Below are 15,263 nucleotides of genomic sequence, written 5' to 3' on the forward strand. Positions count from 1 at the left end.
TGTAACGAAGGACGGCGCGGGTGGGACCGGCGGCGGCTCGGCAGCGCGCCTGCGACCCCCCGCGCGTGGCAGGCTTGGGCGTTGTGGCCCAGCACCCAGAACCGACCCCTCCCGTGGACGACGCCGCGCTCGCGGCCCTGCAGCGCCGTGCGCTCACGGTCCTGACGGAGATCGCGCCCGCCGCGGCCGAGCTCGGGCAGGTGTTCGCCGACGCCGGGCACGAGCTCGCGCTCGTCGGCGGCCCCGTGCGCGACGCCTTCCTCGGCAGGGTCAGCGCCGACCTCGACTTCGCGACGTCGGCGCGCCCGGACCAGACGCTGGCGCTCCTCGCCGCCTGGGGGGACGCCCACTGGGACATCGGCAAGGAGTTCGGCACGATCGGCGCCAAGCGCCACGCTCGCGGCGACGTGCCCGAGGTCGTCGTCGAGATCACGACCTACCGGTCAGACGAGTACGACCCTGCGTCGCGCAAGCCGCTCGTGACGTTCGGCGACACGCTCGAGGGCGACCTGTCGCGGCGTGACTTCACGGTCAACGCGATGGCGCTGCGGCTGCCGTCCCTGACGTTCGTGGACCCGCACGACGGGATGCGCGACCTCGCAGCGGGGCTCCTGCGGACGCCCATCGCCCCCGAGATGTCGTTCGACGACGATCCCCTGCGGATGATGCGGGCGGCGCGCTTCGCCGCCCAGCTCGGCTTCGACGTCGAGCCCGCGACCCGGGCGGCGATCGAGGCCATGGCCGACCGGATCACCATCGTCTCGGCGGAGCGCGTGCGCGCCGAGCTCGACAAGCTCCTGCTCGCGGCCGACCCGCGGCCCGGCCTCGCCGTCCTCACGGACACGGGCCTGGCCGCGCACGTGCTGCCGGAGCTGGACGCCATGCGGCAGACGGTCGACGAGCACAAGCGGCACAAGGACGTGTACGAGCACACGCTCACCGTCGTCGCCCAGGCGATCGACCTCGAGACCGGGCCTGACGGTCCCGTGCCTGGGCCGGACCTCGTGCTGCGCCTCGCGGCGCTCATGCACGACTGCGGCAAGCCCGCGACGCGCCGGTTCGAGCCCGGCGGTGGCGTGAGCTTCCACCACCACGAGCTCGTCGGCGCGAAGCTCACGGGCAAGCGGCTCAAGGCGCTGCGCTACGACAAGGAGACCATCGCGCAGGTCTCGCGCCTCGTCGAGCTGCACCTGCGCTTCCACGGCTACGGCGACGGCGAGTGGACCGACTCCGCGGTCCGGCGTTACGTGACCGACGCCGGCCCCCTGCTGGAGCGACTGCACCGGCTCACCCGCGCCGACTGCACCACGCGCAACCGGCGCAAGGCGCAGCGCCTGTCCGCCGCGTACGACTCGCTCGAGGCGCGGATCGCGGAGCTCGCCGAGCGGGAGGAGATCGCCGCGATCCGCCCGGACCTCGACGGCCAGCAGATTATGGAGATCCTGCAGATCGCCCCGGGACCCACGGTGGGACGTGCGTACAAACACCTCCTCGAGCTCCGCATGGAGCAGGGCCCGATGTCCCCCGACGACGCCCGCGCCGCGCTCCTGGCCTGGTGGGCGGACCAGCAGGAGTGAGCCGCGCACCCCACGACCTTCGTGCGACCGCCCTGGACGCGATCGCGACGGTCGTGGCGCGCGCAGGCCTCGCCCCCACCTCCTCGGAGGTCGTCGCCGAAGGGGGCAGCGTCGTCGTCCGGCTCGACGGTACCGGCCTCGTGGCGCGCGCCTCGACGCACACGGCCGCCGTCCGCGCCGACCCCGCCGCCTGGTACGCCCGGGAGGTCGCCGTCGCCCGAGCTCTCGCTCACGAGGACGCCGACGTCGTCGCGCCCGCCCGCGCCGTCGACCCCGGCCCGTACGCCGTCGGCCCCGTCGTCGTGTCCCTCTGGGAGGACGCCGGTGACGATCCGCAGCGCCCGACGCCCGCAGAGACCGGGGTCGCGCTCGCGCGCCTGCACGAAGCGAGCGAGCGCCTGCCCGACGACGTCGCCGCCGCCCTGCCCGTGCTCGCCCCCGTGCTCGACCAGACGGCCTCCTGCCTCGACGTCCTCGCACAGGCCGGCGCGCTCGACGACGCCGACATGACGATGCTGCGCGACGAGCACACCGACGTGGTCGCCCTCATGGCCGACGCCGTCACCGACCAGCCGCTCGTCGTCCTGCACGGCGACGCCCACCCCGGCAACCTCGTGCGGTCCGCAGACCGATGGCTCTGGCTCGACCTCGAAGAAGTCTGCCGCGGGCCCGTGCTGTGGGACCTCGCGACCCTGCGACGCTCCCGCGCGACCGACGGACGCGCCGCGCTCGCGGCCTACGCCCGTGCGCGCGGCATGCCCGAACCCTCCGACGCCGAGCTAGCCCCGATGCTGCGGGCACGCCAGCTCCTCGTCGCCGCCTGGGCGTGCGCAGCGAGCGTGTCCGGGCCGGCTCTCTTCTCCGCGCAGGCAGAAGCAGCGCTCAGTGAGCTTCGCGCGCAGCCCGCGTCGCCATGAGGACCGCCCCCACCGCGTACGCCACACCGACGGCGACCATCAGCGCAGGCGCGTGCCCGTCGTCGGGAAGCAGGAGGGCGGCGAGGGCCGCGGCGCCCATGAGCGCGGCGTTGTAGAGGACGTCGTAGAGCGCGAACGCCCGGCCACGGAACTCGTCAGCGGTGTCCCGGTGCACCACGGTGTCCACAGCGATCTTCGCCGCCTGGGACGACAACCCGAGCAGACCCCCGGCCGCGCACACCAGGACGAGCGTCGGCTCGGGAACCAGGAGCACCTGCGCGACCGCGCCCAGCCCCAAGCACGCGGCGATCCACCGCTGCGGGCCGATCGCCGGGCTCAGCACCGGCGTGAGGACGACAGCCAGACCGAAACCCACCCCCGTGACCGCCGCCACCAGCGCGAACGTCGACAGGCCAGCGGTGGTGTCCGCGGGATCCGCGAGGATCTGACGACTCACCAGGATCGACGCCACCAGCGCGAGCCCGAACAGGAACCTACCCAGCGCCATCGCCAGCAGCGCCTGTCCCGGGGTGCGCCGGTCGGCAAGATGGCGCGCGCCATCGGCGAGGTCGCGGCCCACGCGGCGCAGCTGGACACCCGCAGGCGCCCCCACGGCCCCTCGCTCCGGCCCCAGCTCGTCCGCGCGCAACCGCAAGGCGAGCGCCGCGGCCACAGCCATCGCGACCGCGGACACGGCCACCGACCCGGCGTCGGTCGCCCGGCCCTCCGGGAGCGCCAGGCCGAGGACCAAGCCCCCCGCCGCGCCGACCCCCGCCGCCACCGCACCCAGCGTCGGCGTCAGCGAGTTCGCCGTCAGCAGCAGCGGGCCCGCGACCACGCGCGGCAGCCCGGCCGAGAGCGCAGAAAGCAAGAAGCGGTTCACCGACAGTGTCGCCAGCGCCAGCACGTACACGGACGCACCCAGCGGCTCGCCGGGCGGCGTCGCGACCATCACGACGACGATCGCCCCGCACACCACCGCGCGCACCACGTTCGCCACGACCAGGACCTGACGGCGGCGCCACCGATCCAGCAGTACCCCTGCCCACGGGCCGACGATCGTGAAGGGCGCGAGGAGCACCGCGAAGGCGACAGCCACCTGCCCGGCCGACGTCTGGCGCTCGGGCGAGAAGAAGAACAACGTCGCAAGGCCCACCTGGAACAGACCGTCAGCCGACTGGCTGACCACCCGGACCGTGAAGAGCCGGCGGAACCGCTCGAGCCGGAGAAGCTGAGCCAGCTCGGAGGCGACGGTCACGGGCGTCACGGTACCTGCTCGCACGCGCGAAGCAGCCCCGCGCGGACGGATCCGGGCGAGGCTGCTTCGGGTGGTGCGTGGGTGGTGCTGGGTGGCGGGCTCAGCGCGCTGTCTTCTTGGTCGCGCTGAGCCTCCGCTCCACTCCGGCGAGTCCTTCGCAAGCTCAGGACTCACCCTGCGTTGCGCTTCGGCTCAGCGCTCCGCGTCACCGGCGATGAAGGCCTCCAGCTGGGCACGGCCCTTCTGGTCCTCCATCTGCACCGGCGGGGACTTCATGAAGTACGTCGACGCCGACAGGATCGGGCCGCCGACCCCACGGTCCTTGGCGATCTTCGCGGCGCGCAGGGCGTCGATGATGATGCCTGCCGAGTTGGGCGAGTCCCAGACCTCGAGCTTGTACTCGAGGCTGAGGGGAACCTCACCGAACGCGCGACCCTCGAGGCGCACGTACGCCCACTTGCGGTCGTCGAGCCACGCGACGTAGTCCGACGGGCCGATGTGCACGTTGCGGTCGCTCGTCTTGTTGGCGAGAGCGCCCTCGAGGTTCGACGTGACGGCCTGGGTCTTCGAGACCTTCTTGGACTCGAGGCGGTCGCGCTCCAGCATGTTCTTGAAGTCCATGTTGCCGCCGACGTTGAGCTGGTACGTCCGGTCGAGCGTGACGCCACGGTCCTCGAACAGCTTCGCCATCACGCGGTGCGTGATCGTGGCACCGACCTGGGACTTGATGTCGTCGCCCACGATCGGGACGCCAGCTGCCTCGAACTTCGCGGCCCACTCAGGGTCCGACGCGATGAAGACCGGCAGGGCGTTAACGAACGCCACGCCCGCGTCGATCGCGCACTGCGCGTAGAACTTCGCGGCCTGCTCCGAGCCCACGGGCAGGTAGCAGATCAGGACGTCCACGGCGGCGTCCTTGAGCGCCTGCACGATGTCGACCGCCTGAGCGTCCGACTCCTCGATCGTCTCGGAGTAGTACTTCCCGAGGCCGTCGAGCGTGTGGCCACGCTGGACGGTCACGCCCAGCGGCGGGACGTCCGTGATCTTGATCGTGTTGTTCTCGCTCGCGACGATCGCCTCGGAGAGGTCGAAGCCGACCTTCTTCGCGTCGACGTCGAACGCCGCCACGAACTCGATGTCGGAGATGTGGTACGGGCCGAACTTCACGTGCATCAGGCCCGGCACGGTCGTGTCAGGCGTGGCGTCACGGTAGTAGTGAACGCCCTGGACCAGCGATGCGGCACAGTTGCCGACGCCGACGATTCCGACGCGGATGGAGGTCATCCTCGCTCCTCATTCTCAGTGGCGGGGCGCTTGTCGCCGTCGCCGGTTGTCTCGGTGTGCGCAGCGGGAACGTTGCCCCCGCTGGTGCTCGTGGTGCTCCGTGCGCCGGCGGGGCCGCCCGAGGTCGCTGCGCGGCCGCGGCCACGCTCGACGTCGATCAGGCCGTCCAGCCAACGCACCTCGTGCTCGACCTGCTCCAGGCCGTGCCGCTGCAGCTCGAGGGTGTACTCGTCGAGGCGCTCGCGGGTGCGAGCCGCGCTCTCCCGGACGAGCTCGAGCCGTTCCGCCAGGCGGGTCCGGCGTCCCTCGAGGATCCGGAGCCGGGTCTCGGCGTCCGTCTGCGCGAAGAACGCGAAGCGGACGTCGAAGCTCTCGTCCTCCCAGGCTGCGGGGCCCGACGTCGCAAGGACGTCCTGAAGGTACTCCTTGCCGTCCGCCGTCAGCTCGTAGACGATCCGTGCCCGCTTGCCCGCGAGGGCGTGCGGCGGAGCGTCCGCAGAGTCCGACGCAGAGATCAGGCCGCGTCCGACCAGCGCCTTCAGGCTGGGGTACAGCGAGCCGTACGACAGCGCGCGAAAGGAGCCGAGCATGACGTTGAGCCGCTTGCGCAGCTCGTAGCCGTGCAGGGGCGACTCGTTGAGGATGCCGAGGATGGCGGTGGTGAGCACCTCAGAGCGGCTCCGCACATCCCCTCCTCGCGGTCGACTGCAGTTCGATGTATCGAACCGATACATCGACAGGTTAGGTCGATATGCACGATGCAGCAAGCAAGCCCACGGCGCCGGCGCCGTGGGAGGCCCGGAGGCGGGACCGTGCGGGTCCTGTGAAGAGCCCGTAGTCATGCGTGAGAACCCCCTCACGTCACAGCGGGCCCGGGCCGGAGCGCTTACTGTTCAGGTGTTCTGTTGAGTCGAGAAGGGTGGACCGTGGCAGGTTCGAGGACGACGAGCGCGCCCCGCGGCGGCGCTCGCAAGACGACTGCGCCCGCCAAGCGGCGGTGGTGGAACTACCCCCGAGCGGGCAAGGGACCGGTGCACCGCTGGGTGCCCTCGTGGCGCTTCGTCGTCGGATCCTTCCTGTTCCTCGTGGCACTCGGCATCGGCATCGTCGCGACCGCGTACGTCACGACCGACATCCCCGAGGCCGACGAGTTCACCGAGGCGCAGGTCACAACCGTCTACTACGCCGACGGCGAGACCGAGATGGGCCGGTTCAGCGAGGTCAACCGGGTGATCGTGGACGCGGACGTGATCCCCAAGCACGTCGAGGACGCCGTCGTCGCCGCCGAGGACCGCACCTTCTACGACAACGCCGGCATCTCGCCGACGGGTATCGCCCGCGCGTTCTGGGTCAACGTCCGTGGTGGCGACCAGCAGGGTGGGTCGACGATCACGCAGCAGTACGCGGAGCGCTACTACCTCGGCACCACCAAGGACTACGTGGGCAAGTTCCAGGAAGCGCTGCTCGCAGTCAAGCTCGCGCAGTCGCAGGACAAGGACACGATCCTCGCGAACTACCTGAACACCATCTACTTCGGCCGGGGCGCCTACGGCATCGAGACCGCGGCGCAGGCCTACTTCGGCGTGCCGGCGTCCGAGCTCACGGTCGCGCAGGCCGCGCTCATCGCCGGCGTGATCCCCGCGCCGAGCGCCTGGGACCCGCGCGTCAGCCCGGAGAAGGCTGAGCAGCGCTGGAACTACGTCCTGGACGGGATGGTTGCCACGGGCGCCCTGACCCAGGCCGAGCGCGACGCGCTCGAGTACCCGGAGACCATCGAGGTGCGCAAGTCCGACGCGCTCGGTGGCCCGACCGGGTACCTCCTCGAGGAGGCGCGCGCCGAGGTGCTGGAGAAGGCGCCGGTGACGGAGGAGGAGATCGCCACGCGCGGCCTCAAGATCGTCACGACGATCGACCCGAAGATGCAGAAGGCGGTCGAGCGCACGATCGCCGAGGAGATGCCTGAGGACGCCCCGGACAACCTCACCACGGCGGTCGTCTCCGTCGAGCCTGGCACCGGCGCGATCCGCGCGATGTACGGCGGCAAGGACTACGTCGCGGTGCAGCTGAACGCCGCCACGCAGGACACCGCGCAGGCCGGTTCGACGTTCAAGCCCTTCACGCTCGTCGCGGCGCTCGAGGACGGGATCACGCTCGACGACACGTACGACGGGCGCACGGGCCGGAGCTTCGAGGGGTTCGAGAAGCCCGTCAACAACTTCGGCAACTACAGCCCGGGCTGGGTGTCGCTGCTCAAGGCGACCGAGCAGTCGGTCAACACGGTCTACGTCGACGTCAACGAGGAGGTCACGCCCGAGGCCACGCGCGACGTCGCCGTCCGCGCGGGCATCCCCGAGGACAGCGGTGACTTCGAGCCCGTGCTGTCGAACGTGCTCGGCGTGGCCCAGGTGCACACGGTCGACATGGCCGAGGCCTACGCGACGTTCGCCGCCCAGGGCGAGCACGCGGAGCCCTACATCGTGCAGACGGTGACGGACCTCGACGGCGGTGTCGTCTACGAGGGCGGCGACGTCGTCTCCCGCGTGTTCGAGGAGGACGTCATGGCCGAGGCCACCTACGCGCTGACGCAGGTCGTGGAGAACGGCTCCGGCGAGCCCGCCCAGGCGCTCGAGCGTCCCGTGGCCGGCAAGACCGGTACCTCCAACGCCAACCGGTCCGCGTGGTTCGTCGGCTACACGCCGCAGCTGTCCACGGCCGTGATGCTCGCGCAGAAGGGCGAGGGAGGCGAGCAGGAGCCGATCACACCATTCGGCGGGTATGAGCAGATCACCGGGGGCAGCGTTCCGGTCGAGCTGTGGACGTCGTACATGAGCGCCGCGCTCGAGGGCGCCGAGGTGCTCGAGTTCCCCGACCGCCCGGAGCCGGAGCGTCCGGAGCCCACGGCGACTCCGAGCCCCGAGGAGAGCGAGGAGCCGTCCGAGGAGCCGACGGACGAGGAGACCACCGAGGAGCCCGCCAACCCGACCGTCCCGTCCGGCCTCGTCGGGAGCAGCGAGGAGGCGGCGCGGGCGGCACTGATCGATGCCGGCCTCGAGCCCGTCGTGCGCACCGAGCCGGGTGACCAGCCGGTGGGGACCGTGATCCGGGTCGAGCCCGGGGAGGGGACCGAGGTGCCGCAGGGATCGAGCATCGTGCTGATCGTCTCCGCCGGCCCGCCCGAGCCCACGGAGCCAGAGGAGCCCGAGCAGCCCGAGGAGCCGTCGACCGAGCCCTCCGAGCCGACGGCCGAGCCGAGCGACGAGCCCGAGGCCGCGCCGGGCAGGCCTGAGCCGTCCCGGTCGCCGCGCGAGGACGCGTGACGTCGCTGGCACGGCGGTCTGTGGACCGTGCCAGCGGTCGGCCCGCGCGCTGGTAGTCTGGGCCACTGCTGTGCCCTCGCCGCCGCGCCCGCCTATCGGGATCGCGTCCCGGGGGAATCACGCAGCGACGCTGCAACCCTCCTGTCACGGAAGTCCCGTGGCCGTCTTGAGTCCATAGGAGGTGGGTATGAGCCTGCGTCAGTACGAGTTGATGATCATCCTCGATCCCGAGATCGAAGAGCGCACGGTCGCTCCGTCCCTCGACAAGTACCTCACGGTCATCACGACCGAGGGTGGTTCTGTCGACAAGGTCGACATCTGGGGTCGCCGTCGTCTTGCCTACGAGATCCAGAAGAAGTCCGAGGGCATCTACGCGGTGGTGAACTTCACCGCCTCGCCCGCCACGGCCAAGGAGCTGGACCGTCAGCTCGGCCTCAACGAGGTCGTCCTGCGGACCAAGATCCTCCGCGTCGAGGCCGCTCGCCTCGCTGCCGAGGCCGCTGCCGCGGAAGAGACCGCGGCCACGGACGAGTCGGCCGAGCCGGCCGCTTCCTGATCTCACGCTTCACCCCCGCTCCGGTGCACGCCGGGCGGGGCCCGTACGAACATCGAAGGAGTCGGGATGGCTGGTGAGACTGTCATCACGGTGGTCGGGAACCTGACCGGGGACCCAGAGCTGCGCTTCACCCCCTCGGGTGCCGCGGTCGCCAACTTCACGATCGCGTCGACGCCACGCACGTTCGACCGTCAGTCCAACGAGTGGAAGGACGGCGACACGCTGTTCATGCGCTGCTCGTTGTGGCGTGAGGCGGCCGAGAACGTGGCGGAGTCCCTGACCAAGGGCACTCGCGTGATCGCGCAGGGCCGGCTGGTCCAGCGTTCGTACGAGACCCGCGAGGGTGAGAAGCGCACCGTCGTCGAGCTGCAGGTGGACGAGATCGGTCCCTCCCTGCGCTACGCCTCCGCCAAGGTCACCCGGGCCCAGCGCTCGGGTGGCGGCGGTGGTGGTGGCGGGTTCGGCGCAACGTCCGGCCCCGTGCAGAACGACCCGTGGGCCAGCTCTGGCCCCGCGGCAGGCTCCGGCGGCGGATTCGCCGACGAACCCCCGTTCTGACCGGTTCCGGCACCAGACAAGACTCGCTCAGCCCGACGCCCCGCGTCCGTCTGAGCATCAGCACCTCACAAGGAGCACACGATGGCGAAGGCCGTTCTCCGTAAGCCCAAGAAGAAGTCCAACCCACTCAAGTCCGCGAAGATCGAGCTCGTCGACTACAAGGACACCGCGCTGCTGCGCAAGTTCATCTCCGACCGCGGGAAGATCCGTGCCCGTCGCGTGACCGGCGTCTCCGTCCAGGAGCAGCGTCAGATCGCACGTGCCGTGAAGAACGCCCGTGAGATGGCGCTCCTCCCCTACTCCTCCTCGGCTCGCTGAGCAAGAAAGGGAGACGCACCATGAAGCTCATCCTCACGAACGAGGTCACCGGTCTCGGTGAGCCTGGCGACGTCGTCGACGTCAAGGACGGTTACGCCCGTAACTTCCTCATGCCCCGCGGTCTGGCCACGGCCTGGTCCAAGGGCGCCGAGTCGCAGGTGACCGCGATCCGCAAGGCCCGCAAGGCCCGCGAGATCGCCACCCTCGACGAGGCGAAGTCGACGCGCGACTCGCTGCAGTCCAAGGCTGTCGTCATCAAGGCGAAGGCGGGCGACTCCGGTCGTCTGTTCGGCGCCGTGACGACCACGGACATCGCGGAGGCCGTGGCCGCCGCTGGTGCGCCGGCCGTCGACAAGCGCAAGATCGAGATCGGCCAGCCGATCAAGACCACCGGCGAGTACACCGTCACCGTGCGCCTGCACGCGGACGTGTCCGCCAACATCAAGCTCAAGGTCGTCGCTGCCTGAGGTAGCCCGCCCGCTTGATCCGGAGGCCCGGTCCCCTCGAGGGGCCGGGTCTTCGTGCGTCAGGCCCCGGTGACCATCCACGACGTGGAGCGCGCACGCAGGCCCGTCGTGACGGCGCGGGCGAGCATGAACACGCCCGCGAACGCCGCCCAGAGCGCGGCGATGCCGGCGGAACCCTCGGGAGCTGCTGCCCGGACCAGGAGGGCGACCGGGGCATACGCGATGAGCGTGACGATCCCGGCCCACGCGAGGAATCGGCCGTCGCCCGCTCCGATGAGCACGCCGTCGAGCACGAACACCCAGCCCGCGACGGGCATGAAGACCGCGCCCACGAGCAGGCCGGTCACGATGGCGGCGCGCACGGCGGGGTCGGTGGTGAACAGGGGCGCGAGCAGCGGGCCGCTCGCGGCGACCAGCACGCCCAGCACGGCGCCGCCTCCCAGGCCCCACTGCAGGCACCGGCGCAGGATCGCCCGGGTGCGGGCGACGTCGGCGGACCCTAGCGTGTGGCCGATCAGCGCCTGGGCGGCGATCGCGAGGGCGTCGAGAGCGAAGGCGACCAGACCCCACACGGCGTTGACCACCTGGTGCCCGGCCAGCGTCACCGGACCGAGGCCGGTCGCGACGAACACGGTGAGCAGGATGGCGGCGCGCAGCGACAGCGTCCGCACGAGCAGCGGGAGGCCCGCGCGGGTGCTCGCCCAGATCCCGCCCGAGCGCGGGCGCAGGGACGCTCCGGCCGCCCGGGCGCCCCGGGCCACGACGATGCCGAGGACGACACCCATGGCGGTCTGCGCGAGGGCGGTGCCCAGCCCGGCGCCGGCGGTGCCCATGCTCGCTCCGTAGACCAGGCCGACGGACAGGACGGCGTTCACCCCCGCGCCCGAGGCGGCCACCCACAGGGGCGTGCGGGTGTCCTGCAGGCCGCGCAGGACGCCCGTGGACGCCAGGACGAGCAGCATGCCGGGCATGCCCGGGGCGGACCAGCGCAGGTACGTGACCGCGTGAGCGTGGACGGCGCCCTCGGCCCCGAGCGCAGTCGCGGCCCACGGCGCGGCGAGCCACAGCCCCGCCGCGAGCACGATGCCTAGGCCCAGGGCGAGCCACATGCCGTCGACGCCGGACTGCAGCGCCTCGGCCTGGCGTCCCGCGCCGGCGCGCCGGGCGACGGCGGCCGTGGTCGCGTAGGCGAGGAACACGCACAGTCCCACGACAGTCAGCAGCAGCGTGGAGGCGAGAGAGAGGCCGGCCAGCTCGGGCGTGCCGAGACGCCCGACGACGGCGCTGTCCACGAGCACCAGCAACGGTTCGGCCACGAGTGCGCCAAGAGCGGGCAGTGCGAGCGCCAGGATCTGGCGATCCAGGACCCGGTCGCGCGGCTGTCCACCGGCGGAGCGCCGTCGTCCAGCACGTGGATGGTCAGTCACAAACATCTCCGTCCACAGGGCTCAGCCCTGTCATTCCAACGAAAACCCGTGAGTGTGGGAATCGTCTCCACGGTTGTCCACGGCTGTGTCCACAGTCTGTGTGCAGTCCCACCTGCGATTCCCACAAGTGGGACAACCTCTGTGGATAACCCCGGTGGAGGGCGGGTTGTGATCGGCGGGCGGTGTGGGCATAGCCTGCGGGCAGCCGGAGGCATCGTGTCACAGGCACGAGGTAGACATGGGCGCACCTGGCGCACGAGAAGAGGGAGTCGCGCGGTGTCCGTCGAGGAGCTCGAGTCCTACAGTCCAGGCCCCTCGCGCGGGCCTGCGTTCGATCGCACCCCGCCGCAGGACGTCGCCGCGGAGCAGAGCGTGCTGGGCGGCATGCTCATCTCGAAGGACGCCATCGCCGACGTCATCGAGCAGCTGCGCGGCACGGACTTCTACCGTCCCTCGCACGAGCTGATCTACGACGCGATCCTCGACCTCTATGGCCGCGGCGAGCCCGCGGACGCGATCACGGTCCTCGCGGAGCTCACCAAGCGCGGCGAGATCGGCCGCGTGGGCGGAGCCCCGTACATCCACGAGCTCATCTCGATGGTGCCCACGGCCGCGAACGCCGGCTACTACGCGCGCATCGTCCGTGAGCGCGCGGTGCTGCGGCGCCTCGTCGAGGCCGGCACCCGGATCGTGCAGCTCGGCTACGCGACCGACGGCGGCGACGTCGACGACATCGTCAACAACGCCCAGGCCGAGGTCTACGCGGTCACCGAGACCCGCACGTCCGAGGACTACGCCGTCCTGGGCGAGATCATCGGCGGCACGGTCGACGAGATCGAGGCCGCCGGGCACCGCGGCGAAGGCATGATCGGCGTCCCCACGGGATTCGCGGACCTCGACCGCTTGACCAACGGCCTGCACCCGGGACAGATGATCGTCCTGGCGGCGAGGCCGGCCATCGGCAAGGCGTTGGCGCTGGACACTCCGCTCGTGACGCCGACCGGCTGGACGAGCATGGGCGAGGTGCGGGTCGGCGACCAGCTCGTCGCGGCTGATGGCACCCCGACGACGGTCGTGCGCGCGACCGACGTCATGATGGATCGTCCGTGCTACGAGATCGAGTTCGACGACGGCACTGTGATCGTCGCGGACGCCCAGCACGAGTGGTTGACGACGACACGTGCTGACCGGCGCGCGCCTGAACCGAGTGGCGAGATTCGCACCACCCAGGAGATCGCCGGGACCGTGCGTTGCCAGACGGCCGACGCGCGTGCCAACCATGCGGTCGCCACGGGTCGCGCGATCCGGCTGCCGGACGCGGACCTGCCGCTGCATCCCTACGCGCTCGGCGTCTGGCTCGGGGACGGACACTCGCGATCCGCTCGCTTCACCTCCGCGGACCCTGAGATCGCCATGCGCCTCGAGGGCCTGGGTCTCGCGGTCCGGGAGACCTATCAGATGACGGGCGCGGCACGCCTCTACGCGATGCAGCTGCCCAAAGAGGCGGGGCCAGCGCAGCGGTCGTGCGAGGTCTGCGGAACGGGGTGCCAGGAGTGCCACAACGCTCGGGGGACCGTCGCTGGCATCCTCCGATCGTTGGGGGTGTTCGGGGACAAGCACATCCCGCAGTCGTACCTGCGGGCGAGCGAGACCCAGCGCCGGGAGCTGTTGGCGGGCCTGCTCGACACCGATGGCACGGTGAACCCGACGGGCAGCCCGCAGTTCACGGTGACGAACCGACGGCTCGCACTGGGCTTCCGCGAGCTGGTCCACAGCCTCGGCTACCGCACGGGCTGGTCCGAGCGCACGGTGCGCGGGCGGACGGTGAGCTCCTCGACCGCGTTCACGGTGAGTTTCACGACGGACGACGACGTCTTCGCGCTCGAGCGCAAGTTGCTGGCGCACAAGGCGCGCCGTCGCCCGTCGACGGCGCGCCTGCGCCAGCGCTTCATCGTCGACGTGCGGCCCGTCGCCTCGGTGCCCGTCCGGTGCGTCGAGATCGCGCACCCCAGCCACCTCTACCTGGCGAGCACCGCGATGGTGCCCACGCACAACTCCACGCTCGGGATCGACATCGTCCGTTCCGCCTCGATCAAGCACAACATGACGTCCGTCGTGTTCTCGCTCGAGATGGGCCGCAACGAGATCACGATGCGTCTGTTGTCAGCCGAGGCGCGCATCCCGCTGCAGAAGCTCCGCACGGGCGCGATGGGCGAGGACGACTGGAACAAGCTCGCCGGCACCATGGGCAAGATCTCCGAGGCGCCGCTGTTCATCGACGACTCCCCCAACATGTCGCTCATGGAGATCCGCGCCAAGTGCCGGCGTCTCAAGCAGCGCCACGACCTCAAGCTGGTCGTGATCGACTACCTCCAGCTGATGACGTCGGGCAAGCGCGTCGAGTCGCGCCAGCAAGAGGTCTCGGAGTTCTCCCGCGCCCTGAAGCTCCTCGCCAAGGAGCTCGAGGTCCCCGTCATCGCGATCTCGCAGCTGAACCGTGGCCCGGAGCAGCGCACCGACAAGCGTCCGGCGATGAGCGACCTTCGCGAATCGGGCTCTATTGAACAGGACGCCGACATGGTGATCCTGCTGCACCGCGAGGACGCCTACGAGAAGGAGTCGCCGCGCGCGGGCGAGGCCGACCTCATCGTCGCCAAGCACCGTAACGGACCCACCGACACCATCACCGTGGCGTTCCAGGGGCACTACTCGCGCTTCGTCGACATGCAGGCGTGAGGTTCAGCCGCTCTCTCCGAGGTACGTCGTGAGCGTTTCCCGCTCGCGGCCGAGCTCCTTGACGTCGAAGCCCAGGCCCGCCGAGGCGTCAGCGCGGGTCACGGTGTAGGTGTCGTCCACGGCAGCGATCGACACCTCGTCGAGGTTCTCGACCAGGCCGAGCAGGAGCGTCGCCTGTTCGGTGAGCGCAGTCTGCTCGGCAAGATCGTCGGCCTCCGTCATCTCGATCGTCAGACCGTAGGGCTCGCTCGTGGTCTGCAGAACGATGGTGTAGGCGCCGGCGTCCTCCGGCTGGACCTCTCTCACGAGGGACGCAACCTTCGAGCTGTCGCCCACGTAGGGGGTCCGCGCGGACCACAGCGACTCGGCTCGGGTCGTCGGCTCGGGTCGGGGCTCTGTCTCGGTACATCCCGTGAGCAAGATCATGGCGACGAGCGGGAGGGCAGCGAGTCGTCGCTTCATGGTGAGCTCCTAGTCATCCGGTCCTGCCCGACCCAGATGTTGGCATCTCGGCGGGCTGCGCTGAGAATCTTGGGCGAGTCTCCCACAAGGGCGATCTTGGCCGACTCGATAGGCTCGAGCGATGAAGCTGGTCGTCGACGGCGAGACGTTCGAGGTCACCACAGACCCGGCACTGCCCGGTCAGTACAACTGCCGTTGGCTCACGGGGCCGAACGACTACGGCTTTGCGATGGCGCGCTCCGACGGCTCCGTCATCGACGACGCCGATCTGCGCGCAGCCATCAGCGACTTCCTCGCGGGGATCAACCCTGCCACGGGGTATCTGGACTGACCCTCGCCCGCGCCCCGATCTTGGGAGCACTACGGCACGGCCACGGCGTGCAGTA

The 15,263-nt window shown here is 70.7% G+C and carries 13 protein-coding genes and 1 pseudogene; 9 read left to right on the top strand and 5 right to left on the bottom strand.

Annotated elements, in window-relative coordinates:
• Positions 1–83: 83 nt before the first annotated feature.
• Both BMZ30_RS12405 and BMZ30_RS12410 read left to right on the top strand, forming a co-directional pair.
• A complete protein-coding gene (locus tag BMZ30_RS12405) occupies positions 84–1,577 on the top strand; it encodes a CCA tRNA nucleotidyltransferase (protein WP_177191371.1) in 1,494 nt (497 codons plus the stop codon).
• Complete coding sequence (locus BMZ30_RS12410) at positions 1,574–2,494, top strand: phosphotransferase enzyme family protein (RefSeq protein ID WP_093379378.1); 921 nt, start codon at positions 1,574–1,576, stop codon at positions 2,492–2,494. Before BMZ30_RS12405 ends, BMZ30_RS12410 begins: the two co-directional genes overlap by 4 nt.
• On the opposite strand, the gene BMZ30_RS12415 is transcribed toward BMZ30_RS12410, so the two are convergent.
• The 3 genes from BMZ30_RS12415 to BMZ30_RS12425 form a co-directional block, all read right to left on the bottom strand.
• Entirely contained in the window at positions 2,460–3,752 is a 1,293-nt protein-coding gene (locus tag BMZ30_RS12415; protein ID WP_229828418.1) for an MFS transporter, read from the bottom strand. The genes BMZ30_RS12410 and BMZ30_RS12415 overlap by 35 nt on opposite strands.
• A 192-nt stretch (positions 3,753–3,944) precedes the next feature.
• The gene (locus tag BMZ30_RS12420; RefSeq protein ID WP_093379383.1) at positions 3,945–5,036 is read right to left on the bottom strand and encodes an inositol-3-phosphate synthase; all 1,092 of its coding nucleotides are present in this window, start codon (positions 5,034–5,036) and stop codon (positions 3,945–3,947) included.
• Complete coding sequence (locus tag BMZ30_RS12425; protein ID WP_093379385.1) at positions 5,033–5,722, bottom strand: PadR family transcriptional regulator; 690 nt, start codon at positions 5,720–5,722, stop codon at positions 5,033–5,035. Before BMZ30_RS12425 ends, BMZ30_RS12420 begins: the two co-directional genes overlap by 4 nt.
• Before the next feature lie 240 nt (positions 5,723–5,962).
• Between BMZ30_RS12425 and BMZ30_RS12430 the strand changes: the two genes are divergently transcribed.
• The 5 genes and pseudogenes from BMZ30_RS12430 to rplI all read left to right on the top strand — a co-directional run bounded on the left by BMZ30_RS12430 (position 5,963) and on the right by rplI (position 10,252).
• The gene (locus BMZ30_RS12430; protein ID WP_143073207.1) at positions 5,963–8,353 is read left to right on the top strand and encodes a penicillin-binding protein; all 2,391 of its coding nucleotides are present in this window, start codon (positions 5,963–5,965) and stop codon (positions 8,351–8,353) included.
• Between the two features lie 187 nt (positions 8,354–8,540).
• A pseudogene (gene rpsF / locus BMZ30_RS12435) lies at positions 8,541–8,831 on the top strand (30S ribosomal protein S6); the annotation flags it as partial.
• 144 nt (positions 8,832–8,975) lie between these two features.
• Positions 8,976–9,467: a single-stranded DNA-binding protein gene (locus tag BMZ30_RS12440; protein WP_093379393.1), complete on the top strand. Its 492-nt coding sequence runs from the start codon at positions 8,976–8,978 to the stop codon at positions 9,465–9,467.
• An 81-nt stretch (positions 9,468–9,548) separates the two neighbouring features.
• The gene (gene rpsR, locus BMZ30_RS12445) at positions 9,549–9,785 is read left to right on the top strand and encodes a 30S ribosomal protein S18 (RefSeq protein ID WP_093379395.1); all 237 of its coding nucleotides are present in this window, start codon (positions 9,549–9,551) and stop codon (positions 9,783–9,785) included.
• 20 nt (positions 9,786–9,805) lie between these two features.
• Positions 9,806–10,252: a 50S ribosomal protein L9 gene (gene rplI / locus BMZ30_RS12450; protein ID WP_093379398.1), complete on the top strand. Its 447-nt coding sequence runs from the start codon at positions 9,806–9,808 to the stop codon at positions 10,250–10,252.
• Positions 10,253–10,311: 59 nt separating this feature from the next.
• Here the strand turns inward: rplI and BMZ30_RS12455 are convergent, their stop codons facing one another.
• On the bottom strand, positions 10,312–11,679 hold the full coding sequence (locus BMZ30_RS12455; protein WP_373296826.1) for an MATE family efflux transporter: 1,368 nt from the start codon (positions 11,677–11,679) through the stop codon (positions 10,312–10,314).
• 276 nt (positions 11,680–11,955) lie between these two features.
• Between BMZ30_RS12455 and dnaB the strand changes: the two genes are divergently transcribed.
• Positions 11,956–14,415, top strand: a complete 2,460-nt coding sequence (gene dnaB, locus BMZ30_RS12460; RefSeq protein ID WP_177191372.1) for a replicative DNA helicase — start codon at positions 11,956–11,958, stop codon at positions 14,413–14,415.
• Between the two features lie 3 nt (positions 14,416–14,418).
• Here the strand turns inward: dnaB and BMZ30_RS12465 are convergent, their stop codons facing one another.
• Entirely contained in the window at positions 14,419–14,877 is a 459-nt protein-coding gene (locus BMZ30_RS12465) for a DUF4825 domain-containing protein (RefSeq protein ID WP_093379405.1), read from the bottom strand.
• Positions 14,878–14,998: 121 nt separating this feature from the next.
• On the opposite strand from BMZ30_RS12465, the gene BMZ30_RS12470 reads away from it, so the two are divergent.
• The gene (locus BMZ30_RS12470) at positions 14,999–15,208 is read left to right on the top strand and encodes a hypothetical protein (RefSeq protein ID WP_093379408.1); all 210 of its coding nucleotides are present in this window, start codon (positions 14,999–15,001) and stop codon (positions 15,206–15,208) included.
• The last annotated feature ends 55 nt before the right edge of the window (positions 15,209–15,263 follow it).

It is taken from the genome of Flavimobilis marinus (assembly GCF_900113055.1).
Lineage (GTDB): Bacteria > Actinomycetota > Actinomycetes > Actinomycetales > Cellulomonadaceae > Flavimobilis > Flavimobilis marinus.